The following is a 13,938-nucleotide window of genomic DNA, read 5'->3' as shown; positions in this document are numbered from 1 at the left end:
GGTCCTCCTCAGGGTGCGGCGTCGTGGAATGCACACAACGAGCCGTGACGCGGACCACCATAAACATCTGATCTTTAGAACGTCAAGGATCTCGTCATCCTGGCAATACCCTGAGTTTCGCCGCAGGTGTTGCCGAAACCCTCCGATGTATTGCATGATGCTCCGGAGCGCAGCTATGGCTCAGATCACTCCCGTCATCGGGGACACAGCTGAAGACGTCGGGGTGACGGCATGTACAGAGGAAGCGAGTTTCGATGAAGCGAATCGGCGTGGATGTGGGCGGCACGTTCACCGACCTGGTCCTGTGGGACGACGACGGGACGGTCACGGTGCACAAGACGCCGTCGACCAACCACGATCCCTCGATCGGCACGATGGACGGGATCGGGGTGCTCGCCGAACGCGCGGGCATCGACGTCGCGGACATCGAGATGTTCTTCCACGGCACGACCGTGGCCACCAACATCGTGCTGGAGCACAACGGCAGTGACGTCGGCATGATCACCACCGACGGCTTCCGGGACATCCTGCACATCGCGCGCAAGAAGCGCCCCCTGAACTACTCCAACTACCAGGATCTGCCGTGGCAGAAGTGGCAGCTGGTGCCCCGTCGCAACCGGCGCACCGTCGCCGAGCGGATGGATGCGGCCGGCAACGTGCTGACGCCGCTCGACGAGGACGCCGTTCGCCGCGAGGTCGGCCTGCTCCGCGAGCGTGGGGTCGAGGCCATCGCGGTCGCGTTCCTGCACGCCTACCGCAACCCGGCGCACGAGCAGCGGGTCCGCGAGATCATCGCCGAGGAGTACCCCGGTGTGTTCGTCTCGCTCTCGAGCGACGTCGCCTCGCAGTACCGCGAGTACGAGCGGTTCTCCACCACGGCCCTCAACGCCTTCGTCGGTCCCAAGACCTCCCGCTACATCGAGAACCTGGCAGGCAAGGCCAAAGACGCGCAGGTCGGTGAGGACGTCCACCTCATGACCTCCGCCGGCGGTCTCGTCACCTCCCGCAGTGCCAGCGAGGTCCCCGTCTCGCTGCTGACCAGTGGCGTCGTCGCGGGTCTGCTCGGCGGCTGCTTCATCGGCAAGGCCTCGGGATATCCCAGCGTCATCACCCTCGACGTGGGTGGCACCTCCGCCGACATCGGCGTCGCGCCCGATGGCAAGCTCCGGATGAAGCACCTGCTCGACACCCGCATCGGCGACTACCACGCGATGGTCCCGATGGCCGAGGTCGACACCATCGGCGCCGGCGGCGGCTCGATCGCCAGCATCGACGAGGGCGGCATGTTCCGCGTCGGCCCGCGCAGTGCGGGCGCGATGCCCGGACCGGCCTGCTACAACCGCGGCGGCACCGAACCCACCTCGACCGACGCCATGGTGGTCATGGGCTGGCTCCGGGAGGACAGCTTCCTGTCCGGCACCATGGAGGTCAAGACCGAGCTCGCCACCGAGGCCGTCAAGACCCACATCGCGGACAAGCTCGGCGCCGATCTCGAACACGCCGCGATGGGCATCTTCCAGATCCTCGCACACTCGATGACCGAGGCCATCTCGCTGCACTCGGTCCGCAAAGGCTATGACCCCCGCGAGTTCTCGCTCGTCGCCGAGGGTGGCGCCGGGCCGCTCTACGCCTGGCAGATCGCCGAGCATCTGGGCATCCCGCGCGTCATCGTGCCCGGGCACCCGGGGATCACCTCGGCGGTCGGCCTGCTGACCACCGACGTCCGCTACGAGGTCCCGACCACCGTGTGGACCTCGTCGGCCGAACCGGACCTGGAGCTGCTGCGTCGCGAGATGGACCGGCTGTCCGAGCAGGCCGTCGCCCAGCTTCGGGCCGACGGCATCGCCGAGGACGCGATCACCCTCGAGCGCAGCGTCGACTGTCGTTATGTCGGACAGGGTTACGAGCTCCGGGTCCCCGCACCCGCCGGCGACATCACCGACGAATGGGTCGAGCAGACCGCGGCCACCTTCCACGAGGTCCACGGTCGTACCTACTCGCAGCGCTTCGACGACAAGCCGGTCCAGCTGGTCAACATCCGCGTGACCGGGGTGGGGGCAGTCGAACACATCCGCATCGCCGAGATCGAGAAGGGCGGCGCCGACGCCTCGGGAGCCGTCAAGGCCACCACCCGGGCGCTGTTCTGGAAGAACGACTCGGCCGACCCGGAATGGGTCGACACCCCCATCTACGACCGCGCACTCTTCAAGGCCGGCAACACCTTCGACGGCCCCGCGATCGTCCAGCAGTTCGACTCGACGACCATCGTCGGCATCGGACAGAAGGCCACGGTCGACGCCGTGGGCCACATCATCATCGAGAGGAGCGCCTGACATGGCGAAAGCTCTGATGCCCACCGACGGCGTTTCGCTTGCCGCCGAGGCCAACCGGACCTGGAACACCGTCGAGGTCGATCCGATCACGCTGCGCGTCATCGGTGGTGCGCTCAACTCGATGGCCAAGGAGATGGCCCAGGTCCTGTACCGGATGGCGTACTCGAGCCTGATCCGCGAGTCCGAGGATCTCGGTGCCGGCATCTTCGACGTCAACGGCCGGGAACTGTGCGAGTCGGATTCGACTCCGATGCACTGTGGTTCGATTCCCGCCTACATCCGCGGCGTCAACCGCAAGCTCGCCGGGACCTACAAGCCGGGCGACGTGATCCTGCACAACCACCCGTATCACGGTGCCGCGCACTCCCCCGACTACGGCGTGATCATCCCGATCTTCTGGGAGGGTGAGCACATCGGCTTCGCCGGCTGCACCGGTCACGTCTCCGACATCGGCGGCAACTTCCCCGGTCTGTGCATGGACGTCGTCGACGTCTGGGCCGAGGGCAAGCTGATGGACTCGATGAAGATCTACGACGGCGGCGTCCGCAACGACATGCTGATCCAGCACATCCTGGACAACGTGCGCACCCCGGAGCAGAACCGCGGTGACCTCGAGGCGCTGATCGCCTGCTCGCGCATCGGTGAGAAGCGGTTCGTCGAACTGCTGGAGAAGCACGGGCTCGACACCGTCATGAGTGCCGCCGACCGCTGGATGGACTACTCGGAAGAGATGCTCCGCAGCCGGATCCGGCAGATCCCCAACGGGAGCTACGAAGCACCGATCGGCTACCTCGACGACGACGGCAAGAACCGCGGTGTGCCGCTGAAGGTCGCGGTGCGCGTGCAGGTCGAGGACGAAGACGTCCTCATCGACCTCACCGGTTCCAACGACCAGGTGCCGACGGCGTTCAACGTGCCGTTCGAGGGTTCGGTGCTGCCGGTCGCGGTCAGCGCGATCCGCACGATCCTGCTCGACGAGCACCTCACCGAGGAGTTCGTCCCGCAGAACGACGGTTGCTTCCGTCCGGTGCGCGCCTACGCGCCGGAGGGCACGATCTTCAACCCGGACTTCCCGGCGTCGTGCTTCGCGCGCTTCTCCCAGGTCAACCGCATCTTCGACTCGATCAACCTGGCGCTCGCGCCGGTGCTGCCCGAGCGTGCGATCGCCGGGTCGTCGGCGGCTCTGTGCGCCATCGCCTACTCGGGACTCGCCGAGGACGGCGAATCGTACTGGGTGTACATCGAGATCAACGAGGGCTCGTACGGTGCGCGCAACGGCAAGGACGGCATGGACGCCGTCGACGCCCTGATGGCCAACACGCGCAACAACCCGATCGAGGAACTCGAGCTCAACCACGCCATGCGCGCGGAACGGTACGAACTCCGCGACGAGGCGCCTGCTCCCGGTCAGTGGCGCGGCGGCATCGGCAGCGTGCGGACCTGGTACATGCAGACCGACACCTTCCTGGGCTCGGAAGCCGACAACCGCACCGACCCGCCGGCGGGCGCCCTCGGTGGCGGCGACGGCGCGTCCGGATCGTTCATCCGCAACCCCGGCACTCCAGAAGAAGAGGTGCTGTTCTCCAAGGTGACCCAGGAGGTCATCCGCGAGGGCGAGCGTCTCGAGATCCGGATGCCGTCGGGCGGCGGCTTCGGCGAGCCGTTCCTGCGCGACCCGTTCGCCGTCCTCTCGGACGTGTGGGACGAGTACCTCACCGCCGAAGAGGCACGCCAGGACTACGGTGTCGTCGTGAACACCGACGACTGGACGGTCGACGCAGCGGCCACCGAGCAGCTGCGTTCGTCGCGGGTGGCGTCCTGAACAGTGACATCGGAAGGGCCGGCAACACTGCCGGCCCTTCCGGCGTGTCCGAAAGCTGTTCTGCCGACGTGCTTTCCGTCGCCGAGCGCTTGAACACGGTCATCTCCTGGGTCCCCGACGAGTTGCGTTCCGATCCGGCTGCGGCGCCGGGTCCGCTGTCCGGGGTGCGGATCGGCGTCAAGGACAACATCGAGGTCGGCGGAGTGCTGTCCACCTGTGGGTCGGAGTATTTCGCCGACCGGGTGGCCGAGTCCGACGCCGCCTGTGTGGGCGCGCTGAAGCGTGCGGGCGGGGTGATCACATCGACGTTGAATCTCGCCGAGTTCGCTGTCGGGGTGACGAGTCAGAACTCGGCGGCGGGTGGTGCGGTGAACCCGTGGAGCCCGTCGCGGGTGCCGGGCGGTTCGAGCGGCGGGTCGGGTGTCGCGGTGGCTGCGGGAGTCGTCGACGTCGCGCTCGGTACCGACACCGGCGGGTCCATCCGCCTGCCCGCCGCGTGCTGCGGCGTGACCGGTCTCCGGCCGTCGGTCGGACTACTCGACATGTCCGGGATCTTCCCGGTCAGTGCGGATTTCGACACCGTCGGTCCACTGGCACGATCGGCCGTTCAGGTTCGGGAGACGTTCGCGGTGCTCGCGGGCGCTGATCCGGTTCCGCTGCGGACCGGTCCGCTGCGGATCTCGATGCCGTGGCCGTTCGTCACCGATGACGTGGATCCGGCGGTGCGGGACGCGGTGAGAGTTGCCGCGGAACTGCTTCGCGAACTGGGCCACAGCGTCGTCGACGTACCGGTCCGTCACAGCGAATCGGCGCAGGACGTCGTGTACACCCTCATCTACTCGGACCTGGCGAAGACCCACGCCGAACGCTTGCGGGACGAGCCGGAACGCTTTCAGCCGGCCACTCGTGAGCGAATTCGGCTCGGCCTCAGCATCTCCCACGACCAGGTCGTCGCTGCTCGGCAACAGCGTGATGTGTTCCGCGCCGGGACTGCTGAGTTGTTCGACGAGGTCGATGTGGTGCTCACACCGGCGATGCCGGGCGACGTCCCACACCTCGGCGGCGGCGACGCCGTTGTGGCGCAGGCGCGTCGGATGGGACAGCTCACGTACCCGTGGTCCCTGCACGACGGACCGACGCTCGCCCTGCCGGTGGGTACCCATCCGTCCGGCATGCCGATCGGGGCGCAGTTGACCGCGGTGAAGGGTGGCGAGGGAACGCTGTTCGCTCTCGCCGAGCAGTTCCAGGCGCAGACGGACTGGCATCGACGGCTCCCGCCGGTCCGGGTCGGTGTGGGCTGAACTCGGGCGGGGCGGGCCTGCTCAGCCCTGGCGTCTGAGCAGGTCCATCTGCTTGTAGACGTCACCCAGGTGGTCGAGGTGGCGTCGCATGAGGGTCATCGCCGTCATGGAGTCCCGCTTCTCTACCGCATCGAGGATGGCGCGGTGGTCCTCGTCGACGCACTTCCAGAAGTCCTCGGGCGCGGCGTCGCGGCTGAATCGACTGCCGATGACGCGGAAGACCGGCACGGTGATCAGGTCGAGAAGCGGATTGTCCGCGGCCCGGAGCAGCACGCGGTGGAACTCCTGGTTGTTCGCATACACCTCCGGACCGATCTCGCCCGAGGCGTCGAAGATGGTGGCGCGCAACTCTTCCAGGTGTGCGTCGGTGTGGCGGTACGCGGCCACGCCGGCGGCCGGGACCTCGGTGAGCTGCCGGACCTCCATCAGTTGGTCGACAGTCACGCCCTCGGCCGCCGCGAGCAGCGTGACCCCGGCTTCGAGGTGAGCGCTCAGTTGACTGATGTCGGGGGTGGCGACAAACGTTCCACCGGTGACCCCGCGCGTGGTGTGGACCAGGTTCTCGCTGGCGAGCGAGCGGATGGCCTCGCGGACGGTGCTCTGTCCCACGCCGAACTCGGCCCGCAACTCTGTGTCGGGTGGCAGCCGGGTACCGGGGGTCAGTTCACCCGCCAGGATACGTACGCGAAGCGCGTCGGCCACGACCTGGTACGCCGGTCGCCGGGCCGACTTATTCGCTTCCGTCACAACATCTTCCGATCGTGGATGGGGTGTGATCCAACTTACCAGATCGGCGAGGCGGAGACGACGCTGCGCCAAGGGTTTTCGGATGCGGCCTGGCGGGGGTGGACCCCGGCGTGGTCAGCTCCGGTACGTCACGCCGGTCGTCGGCGCCCTGCTCGTCGAGTCGACGCCTCCACCTCGGCAATCGCGGAACGGAGCATCTCCGCGAAGTGGCTCCAGTACGCGGCCTCGTCGTCGTAGAACCGGATGGTCCGCGAATCGGCTGCTACCAACCGGGCGCCGTTTGCTCGGCTCTGCCAGTTCTCCCACTGGTCCTCACACACTTCGAGATAACCGGCGAGCGTCGCAGCGTCGTGGTTCTGAAATGCAGCGATCCTGCTCGGCATCGAAGTCCCCTCGTCCCGGTGTCAGTCGTGCACACGCTATGCCGTGGGTACGACAATTCTGAGGTGCGAGCGAAGCGAGCCAACGTCTGCTCCCTGAGGTGCGAGCGAAGCGAGCCACGAAGGGTCTCGCAAGGCGTCTCACCAGGCCCTTCGTGGCTCGTCGCTATCGCTCCTCGCACCTCAGGGAGCAGGGGGTGGGTCGCTTGCGCTCCTCGCACCTCAGGGAGCAGGGGGTGGGTCGCTTGCGCTCCTCGCACCTCAGGGATCAATGGTCATGTCGTTCTTCCGGATTGGGGAGGGATCAGCCAGCACCGATCAGCACGGCGGTACCAAGCCAGACGAGCGCGACGACCTTCAGGACCTCGAAGCCGACGTAGACGAGGTGGGCGTGACTTCGAGGTCCGTCGTGTCCGGCGAGCACTGCGTCGGACCGCTTGGTCAGTGCCGGTCGGACGGCCACCAACTGAACGGCGAGCGCGGCAATCGCCACACCGGCGGTGATCGGCACGGCAGCGCCGGACCACGAGCCCCACACAACCGCGATCAGAATGCCGACCGCCCAGACGATCTCAGCCGCATTCAGCGCCCGGAACACCAACCGGCCGATGCCGAGACCGATGGGCAGAGTCACCCCGGGGGCACGGAACTTGAGCGGCGCCTCGATGAACGAGATGGCGAACACCATTCCGAGCCACAAGAAGGTCAGCGCGGTCACCACCGAGCCCGCGGTGCTCATCGGGCGCCGGTCCGGAGCAGTTCCGGTCCGAATGTCTCGTAGTGAATCCGGCTCTCGTCGACGTCGCGACCGACGAAGGCCTCACGCATCGACGACAGGAATCCGGTGGGACCGCAGAGCATGATGTGAGCATCCCTCTCGACGTCGAGGTTGTCGAGGGTCATCTGTCCGATGCGGATCGCGTCCGAGACGACGTGCGGCGAGGCGCTCTCGTACCACTGGATCAGCCGGCCCGACGGGAGCGAGTCGACCAGCGCAGCCAGCATGCCGCGGTGCGGCTGACGATCCCGCGAACGGTCGGCGTGGAGGACGGTCACCGGCCGGGTGTCGCGCTTCTCCGACAGGGCGGTGAGCAGCCCGATCACAGGTGTGCAGCCGATCCCGGCCGAAGCGAGCAGGAGCGGAGCGTCGTCGTCGGGCAGCACCAGGTCACCGAAGGGCGTGCTGACATCGAGGAGGTCACCTTCGAAGACGTGCTCGTGCAAATGCGCCGACACCTCGCCGGCGAGTTTGACACTGAACCGCCATCGCGACTCCGCCGGCGAGCCCGTGAGGCTGTACTGGCGGATCTGCCGGGCGCCGTCGGCCAGGGGGACCTGCAGGGATATGTATTGTCCAGGTCGGAATCTCGGCAGATCACCGTCGACTGCATCGACGGTCAGCGCGATCGTGTCGGGAGAGACCTGCACGCGGTCGGTGACCCGGACCTCACGCCAGACCTGCCCGGGACCGACGTCGGCGGCGGCATACAGTTCGGCTTCCGATGCGATGAGCAGGTCGGCCATGTCCCAGTACAGCTGATCCCAGGCATCCGCGACGTCGGGAGTGACCGCAGCGCCGAGCACTTCGACGATCGCAGCGAAAAGATGCTCGTGCACAACGGCATACTGATCGGCTGTGACCCCGAGTGAGGCATGCTTGTGTGCGATGCGGTCGAGGATGAAACGCTGGCGACGGACGTCGGGCTCGAGCTGGAGACGAGCGAACGCGGCTATCGAACCGGCAAGGGCCTGCGGCTGATCACCCGACTTCTGGTGCGTGCGGTTGAAGAGATTGTCGAGCAGATCGGGATGCGCGGCGAACAGTCCGCGATAGAAGCGCGGGGTGATCTCCGCAAGCGACCCTTCGACGGCGGGAAGCGTGGCGGCGATCGTCGCGCGTTGGGTGTCAGACAGCATGAGAACTCCTTTGTTCATCTGCTCATCGGGTTGGTGCGCAGGAAGAATGTGTGACGGGTCGAGCGCCGCCCCCGCTGGTTGAGCGCCGCCCCCGCTGGTTGAGCGCCGCCCCCGCTGGTTGAGCTTGTCGAAACCACCACCGCAGCAGGCGGTTACAGCGTCAGGTCGCTGTGGGTGCGGCAGCTTCGGATACCGGTCCGTCCCGCGGCGGCCGGGACGACAGCGACAGCAACACCGCGGTCGTCGGCTCGCGGGCGAGATCGGCGACCGTCTCGGAGTCGAGACTCTCATAGAATGCGGCGACCGCTCGGGCGAGGGACCCCCGGAGCCGGCAGGCGTGGCGCAACGGGCAGGGCTGTGCGCCTTCGCATTCCACGACCTCGCCGTCACCTTCGAGCGAACGGGCGAGCCACCCGACGCGGGCATCGCGGCCGAGTTCGGTGATCGTCAGCCCGCCGGTTCGACCGCGCCGAGCGTGTACGACGCCGAGTTCCGACAGCCTTCCGACGACCTTGGCGACGTGTGTGTATGGGACCGCGAGTTCGCGGGCGAGATCCTTGGTGGTGAGAGCTGTTGCAACAGAGTCATGTTGACCCGAGACGGCCAGCCGCATCACGACCCGGAGGCCGATGTCGGTGAAGCGCGTCAGTTGCATGTCGTAAGTAGAACACAAATTGGCACCTTAGATGCCAATTAAATGAGGTGACGCCGGTCACGCGAGGTGAGCCGGCCGGCTACTAGTCTGCGCCGATGCGGGCCGCGTGTGAGCGGTCCAGGCGTGGCCGTCGTGGTACCGGTCCACGTCCGGATACTGCGGGTCCGGGTACCAGCCACCCATCCCATTCCGTCCGGCGTCGACAGCCGAGTTCTTCGACTTACGGGACACCAGTACGACGATGCCGACGATCCCGGCACCGAGAACCGCCAGCAGCACGAGCAGGACGGCGAGCATCAGGATGATCGACATGCACGTACCGTACCGAGACCGGCGGGCGGCGCCACCGGGCCGACGCTCCGATTCCGTCGAATGACGGACCGCCAATGGGGTCAGTCTCCGACGGTCTTCACCGTCGTGCCCATGCGTCGCGCGCGGCGGATCATGATGGCGGCGTTGTCGATCGCGGCGCATCCCGGGTCGTTGTTGAAGTAGACGTAGACGTCACACGAATCGTCGAAGGACTCCGACAGACGGCGTAACCAACTGTCGATCGCCCGGGTTCCATAGCTCATCGGTCGTCGAGACGTCCCGTCGTGAAGGCGCAGGTATCCGAAATCGGCTGTGCGCCAAAGAGGGTTGAGGATTCGGTTCTTCCGGTCGGCCCAGCACAGCGCCGCGTTGTGCCGCTCGAGGACCGTCCTTGTCTCGTCGCACCACCAGGACTCGCGCCGGGGTTCGACGGCGACCTGCACCGACGTCGGAAACCTCGCGAGCGTCTCGTCGAGGGCGTCGGGGATGGCGCGGAGAGTGGGCGGCAACTCCGAGGAGCACCGGTCCCAGCCGGCCGTCGAGCCCGGCCGACCGATCGAGGAACCGCTGGACCGGTTCGGCCGGCTCGTTGAGCCGTTTGATGTGCCCCAGATAGCGACTCATCTTCGCGGCCATCCGGAAGTCGGCGGGGACCGTCTCGGCCCAGCGCTCGAACGCCTTCCGCTCGGGCAACCGGTAGAAGGTGTTGTTGACCTCGGCGGTCGGGAACCGCTGCGCGTAGTAGTCCAACCACAACCGTTGCGGGAGCTTCTCGGGATAGAAGGCACCGCGCCAGTCCCGGTACTGCCAGCCGGAGGTGCCGATGAACAGCATCGCGCAACTATCCGTTCGGGACGGGGCTACGAATCCCGTCCACGACGAGTACCCGGTATGCGCGTGGGTGTCGACTCACGGCTCGTGGGTACCCGTCGGTGGCACATGCCAATCACCGAGACGGGAGTACACATGACCAAGCTGGCGATCATCTACTACTCGGCCACCGGACACGGCACTGCGATGGCACAGGTGCTGTCGGATGCCGCTGAATCCGCCGGTGCCGAGGTCCGAGTCCGCCACATTGCCGAAACCCGGGACCCGCAGACGTTCGCCGAGAACCCGGCCTGGTCGGCCAACTACGAGGCCACCAAGGACCTACCCGCCGCGACCGGCGACGACATCGTCTGGGCAGACGGCGTCATCTTCGGGAGTCCGACGCGGTTCGGCAGCACGGCTTCGCCGTTCCAGACATACATCGACTCTCTCGGGGGACTGTGGGCCGAGGGCAAGCTCGCCGACAAGGCCTACGCCGCCTACACCTCCAGCAACACCGCCCACGGCGGGCAAGAGACTACCCTCACCGCTCTCTACACATCGCTGATGCACTTCGGCGGCATCCTCGTCCCGCCCGGGTACACGGACGGACTGAAGTTCGCCGACGGCAACCCGTACGGCGTCTCCCATGTCACGGGTCCGGAGAACAAGAACGAGCTCGACGACGCGACGAAGGCCGCGCTCGAACACATGGCGCAGCGGGTGGTGCGGATCGCGGGCCTCCTCGCTGCCTGATAGTCGTCGCTCACGAGATCCGTTCCCGCTCAGCCGTTTGGTTCGGGCGGGGACGGATCTTGTGAGCGCGCGGTCGCCGTAATCGAGTTGACAGCGAAGGTTCGGCGGTTCACCATCGGTGCTCGTGTCTGTCAGTGTGTCGCCCTCCGGGCGTGAGGAGGTCGTCGGCGTCGTGCGCGCCGACGATTGAGCAGCCCGCCCCGATCGGCGCGCGTCCCATCACGGACCGCGCCGGTCGACTCGTGCTCTCTTCATTTCTCCTCCGACACCTGAGGTGTACACATCCATGCATTCCCTTTCCGATTCCCAGATCCGTTCATCGTTCGTCAACGCCTCGCTGCGCGAACGCAAGAGCGTGACGCTCCCACCCGACTTCGACGAGTTGGATTGGGAGCGGTTGGATTTCGTCGGCTGGCGCGATCCGAAACTCCCGATGGTCGGCTATCTGGTCATCCCGACCGACGATGGTGTCGTCGGGATCATGCTGCGACTGGGCGGCCGACAGCCTCGCAACCGTCCGTTGTGTTCGTTCTGCGAAGACGTACAGCTGCCGAACGAGGTGGCGTTCTTCAGCGCGAAGTTCGCCGGAGCGGCGGGCCGCAAGGGCAACACCGTCGGGACACTCATCTGCTCGAACTTCGAATGTTCGACGAATGTCCGCGCGAAGCCGTCGGCCATCTTCGCCTCCGATGACGTCGAGACCGTGCGCCAGCAGCGGATTCAGGCGTTACGCACCCACCTCGCCGGCTTCGCCCAGCGCGTGGCGAGCGGAGACAGCCCCTTGGACCCCTCATCCGAAGAACCCACATAACCCCTGGTCCCTGAGGTGCGAGGAGCGCTGCGACGAGCCACGAAGGGCCTGGTGCGACACGTTGCCAAACCCTTCGTGGCTCGCTTCGCTCGCACCTCGGGGAGCGGAGATTTCGACGCTCACGAATGTTCCTTCGTAGCCCACGACGGCCGACAGGCCGCAGATGCTGCAGGTGCTGCAGGTGCTGCAGGTGCGAAACCCGCCGGGCCGGGCACTCGACGGAGGTCGTCGAGGCCGACGCGCTTCGTAGAGCACTCACTCGGCTTTACATCGGCGATAGTGGACCCATGACGTCGCTGTTCATCCGAGCACTGCAGACCCATCAATGGCTCTACGAGCATTCCGGCGGTCTCGTCGGCCACCGACTGCTCATGGGCAACCCCACACTGCTGCTCCGGACGATCGGCCGCCGGACGGGCGAGGCGCGGTGCAATGCGCTCACCTATGCGCGCGATGGCGAGGCCTACCTGGTGGTCGCGTCGAACGGCGGATCGCCGCGACCCCCGGGGTGGCTCGCCAACCTCAAGGCCCACCCGAACGTCGAGGTCCAGGTGGGTCGACGCCGCATCCAGGTCACCGCGCGGGCGACCTACCCCGACGACCCGGACTACGCCCGGCGCTTCGTCCTCGTCGACGAGGTGAACCGCGGTCGCTACGCCGGCTACCAGAAGAAGACGACGCGCCCGCTGGCCATCGTCGATCTGACGCCTCGGTAGGGGCTTGCGTGGCGATCCGATGATTCATGCAGCACCGGGACGGTCTGCGCCGCGGACCCACAGCCGCGCGTATTCATCGATGTAGCTCTGTCCGGACCGCTCACAGATCGTCGCCATCAGTTCGTCTGTGAGGACGCGTACTCGGCCCTCGGTGAGGTCCCCGGACCCGAGGTCGAGCGGCGGAAGGATGTCGATCGTCACCCTGCGTCGTCCGCGTGATCGGCCATCCGTCCGCCCGGTCCCGGTGATCGCGACCGGCACCAGCGGCGCACCGGTGGCCAGCGCTACCCGAACGGCCCCGGTCCGGCCGCGATACATCCGACCATCCGGCGATCTGGTGCCTTCGGGGTGAATCCCCCAGACCCCGCCGTCATCCAGAACCGTCGCTGCCTGCCGAAGCGCCGTTGCCGCACCCAGGCCCCCACGCCGGTCGACGGGAATCTGCCCCATAGCGAAAAAGAACCAGCGCTGTAGGCGGCCGATGAGGCCGCGCCGGTCGAAGTACTCGCGCTTGGCGAGGAATGTCACCGGTCGCCCTGCCGCCAGCGCCAGATAGAAGGAGTCGAGCACCGAGAGGTGATTGGCAGCCAGGATGACCGGCCCGATCGCCGGAAGGTGATGACGGCCGGTGATCTGCGGTCGCCGCCACAGGACCAAGGCCGGGCCGATCAGAACGTAACGACACACCACGTACATCGCCTTGGTTCGCAGTCGCATAGACACTGTCTACGCGACTATGGGTGACACTGTCTACGTGGAGTCCGTCAAAACCAGAAACGCGTTGGTTCACGCCGGCGTCGAGCTGCTGGAAGAGACCGGTTCACCGGATGTCGGGTTACGCGAGATCGCACGCCGTGCCGGCGTGTCCCACGGCGCTCCCCGCCGATGGTTCCCGACGCATCGCTCACTTCTGGCAGCCATCGCCCGCGAAGGCCTGGAGGACCTGTCGTCGGAACTGATGCGCGCGGCCGAGGCCCCTGCGAGCATTCACGACGTCGCATTCGCGTACGTCGCATTCGCCCGCCGTCGACCTGCGATGTTCGCCCTCATCTTTCGTCACGACCTCCTCGAAGGCGGTGGCGCCGACCTTCGCTCCACGTCGCAGCCGCTGTTCACCTGGCTGGTCTCGCTGATCGAGCAGAGCGGCTCTGTCGTCTATCCCGAGTTACGCGCGGCCGAGCTGTGGGTCGGGATACACGGGATCGCGATGCTGTCCTCGACGGGATCACTGGGACTTGCCGCGCCCGGGATCGACGACGCCGAGCTCGTCGAACGCATCGTCGCGAACAGCCTCCGACCTTCTCCCGGCGATCCGGACCGATAACATTCGCCCGGCCCGCCGGTCGGTATCTGGGAGGACATCGCGACGACACTTCAG

General features: G+C 66.7%; 14 protein-coding genes and 1 pseudogene. 7 read left to right on the top strand and 8 right to left on the bottom strand.

The annotated features are described in order from the left end of the window. Positions 1-254 precede the first annotated feature (254 nt). The 3 genes from GR168_RS00325 (at position 255) to GR168_RS00315 (ending at position 5,456) form a co-directional block, all read left to right on the top strand. Positions 255-2,333: a hydantoinase/oxoprolinase family protein gene (locus GR168_RS00325; protein WP_058253040.1), complete on the top strand. Its 2,079-nt coding sequence runs from the start codon at positions 255-257 to the stop codon at positions 2,331-2,333. A gap of 1 nt (position 2,334) precedes the next feature. Beyond that, positions 2,335-4,155: a hydantoinase B/oxoprolinase family protein gene (locus GR168_RS00320; protein WP_082652975.1), complete on the top strand. Its 1,821-nt coding sequence runs from the start codon at positions 2,335-2,337 to the stop codon at positions 4,153-4,155. A 68-nt stretch (positions 4,156-4,223) separates the two neighbouring features. Beyond that, positions 4,224-5,456: an amidase gene (locus tag GR168_RS00315; protein WP_231742563.1), complete on the top strand. Its 1,233-nt coding sequence runs from the start codon at positions 4,224-4,226 to the stop codon at positions 5,454-5,456. Positions 5,457-5,477: 21 nt separating this feature from the next. Here GR168_RS00315 and GR168_RS00310 read toward each other — a convergent pair whose 3' ends face one another. The 7 genes and pseudogenes from GR168_RS00310 to GR168_RS00280 form a co-directional block, all read right to left on the bottom strand. Next, a complete protein-coding gene (locus tag GR168_RS00310) occupies positions 5,478-6,203 on the bottom strand; it encodes an FCD domain-containing protein (RefSeq protein ID WP_058253039.1) in 726 nt (241 codons plus the stop codon). 128 nt (positions 6,204-6,331) lie between these two features. Further along, a complete protein-coding gene (locus GR168_RS00305; protein ID WP_058253038.1) occupies positions 6,332-6,586 on the bottom strand; it encodes a hypothetical protein in 255 nt (84 codons plus the stop codon). 301 nt (positions 6,587-6,887) lie between these two features. Then, entirely contained in the window at positions 6,888-7,322 is a 435-nt protein-coding gene (locus GR168_RS00300; RefSeq protein WP_058253037.1) for a hypothetical protein, read from the bottom strand. Beyond that, positions 7,319-8,500 carry a globin domain-containing protein gene (locus GR168_RS00295; protein WP_058253036.1) on the bottom strand — a complete coding sequence of 394 codons (1,182 nt, stop codon included), beginning with the start codon at positions 8,498-8,500 and terminating at the stop codon, positions 7,319-7,321. Before GR168_RS00295 ends, GR168_RS00300 begins: the two co-directional genes overlap by 4 nt. A 160-nt stretch (positions 8,501-8,660) precedes the next feature. Beyond that, positions 8,661-9,155: an Rrf2 family transcriptional regulator gene (locus GR168_RS00290; RefSeq protein ID WP_058253035.1), complete on the bottom strand. Its 495-nt coding sequence runs from the start codon at positions 9,153-9,155 to the stop codon at positions 8,661-8,663. A 57-nt stretch (positions 9,156-9,212) separates the two neighbouring features. Then, positions 9,213-9,467, bottom strand: a complete 255-nt coding sequence (locus GR168_RS00285; RefSeq protein ID WP_058253034.1) for a DUF2510 domain-containing protein — start codon at positions 9,465-9,467, stop codon at positions 9,213-9,215. Positions 9,468-9,547: 80 nt separating this feature from the next. After that, positions 9,548-10,301 (bottom strand): annotated as a pseudogene (locus GR168_RS00280) (DUF72 domain-containing protein). Positions 10,302-10,433: 132 nt separating this feature from the next. Between GR168_RS00280 and wrbA the strand changes: the two are divergent. From wrbA to GR168_RS00265, 3 genes are all read left to right on the top strand, one after another. Next, a complete protein-coding gene (wrbA, locus tag GR168_RS00275; protein ID WP_058253059.1) occupies positions 10,434-11,033 on the top strand; it encodes an NAD(P)H:quinone oxidoreductase in 600 nt (199 codons plus the stop codon). Positions 11,034-11,319: 286 nt separating this feature from the next. Further along, positions 11,320-11,844 carry an FBP domain-containing protein gene (locus GR168_RS00270; RefSeq protein ID WP_159369735.1) on the top strand — a complete coding sequence of 175 codons (525 nt, stop codon included), beginning with the start codon at positions 11,320-11,322 and terminating at the stop codon, positions 11,842-11,844. Positions 11,845-12,131: 287 nt separating this feature from the next. Beyond that, positions 12,132-12,560 carry a nitroreductase family deazaflavin-dependent oxidoreductase gene (locus GR168_RS00265; RefSeq protein ID WP_058253032.1) on the top strand — a complete coding sequence of 143 codons (429 nt, stop codon included), beginning with the start codon at positions 12,132-12,134 and terminating at the stop codon, positions 12,558-12,560. Between the two features lie 24 nt (positions 12,561-12,584). On the opposite strand, the gene GR168_RS00260 is transcribed toward GR168_RS00265, so the two are convergent. Continuing rightward, positions 12,585-13,277, bottom strand: coding sequence for a lysophospholipid acyltransferase family protein (locus GR168_RS00260; RefSeq protein WP_058253031.1), 693 nt, complete (start codon positions 13,275-13,277; stop codon positions 12,585-12,587). Between the two features lie 37 nt (positions 13,278-13,314). Here GR168_RS00260 and GR168_RS00255 point away from each other — a divergent pair, with 37 nt between their 5' ends. Further along, positions 13,315-13,884: a TetR/AcrR family transcriptional regulator gene (locus GR168_RS00255; RefSeq protein ID WP_231742562.1), complete on the top strand. Its 570-nt coding sequence runs from the start codon at positions 13,315-13,317 to the stop codon at positions 13,882-13,884. The last annotated feature ends 54 nt before the right edge of the window (positions 13,885-13,938 follow it).

Origin of the sequence: Gordonia sp. JH63, from assembly GCF_009856645.1 — a bacterium.
GTDB classification, from domain to species: domain Bacteria; phylum Actinomycetota; class Actinomycetes; order Mycobacteriales; family Mycobacteriaceae; genus Gordonia; species Gordonia hongkongensis.
The sequence above is the reverse complement of the archived record's forward strand: the minus strand, read 5'-3'. Positions and strand labels throughout refer to the sequence as shown.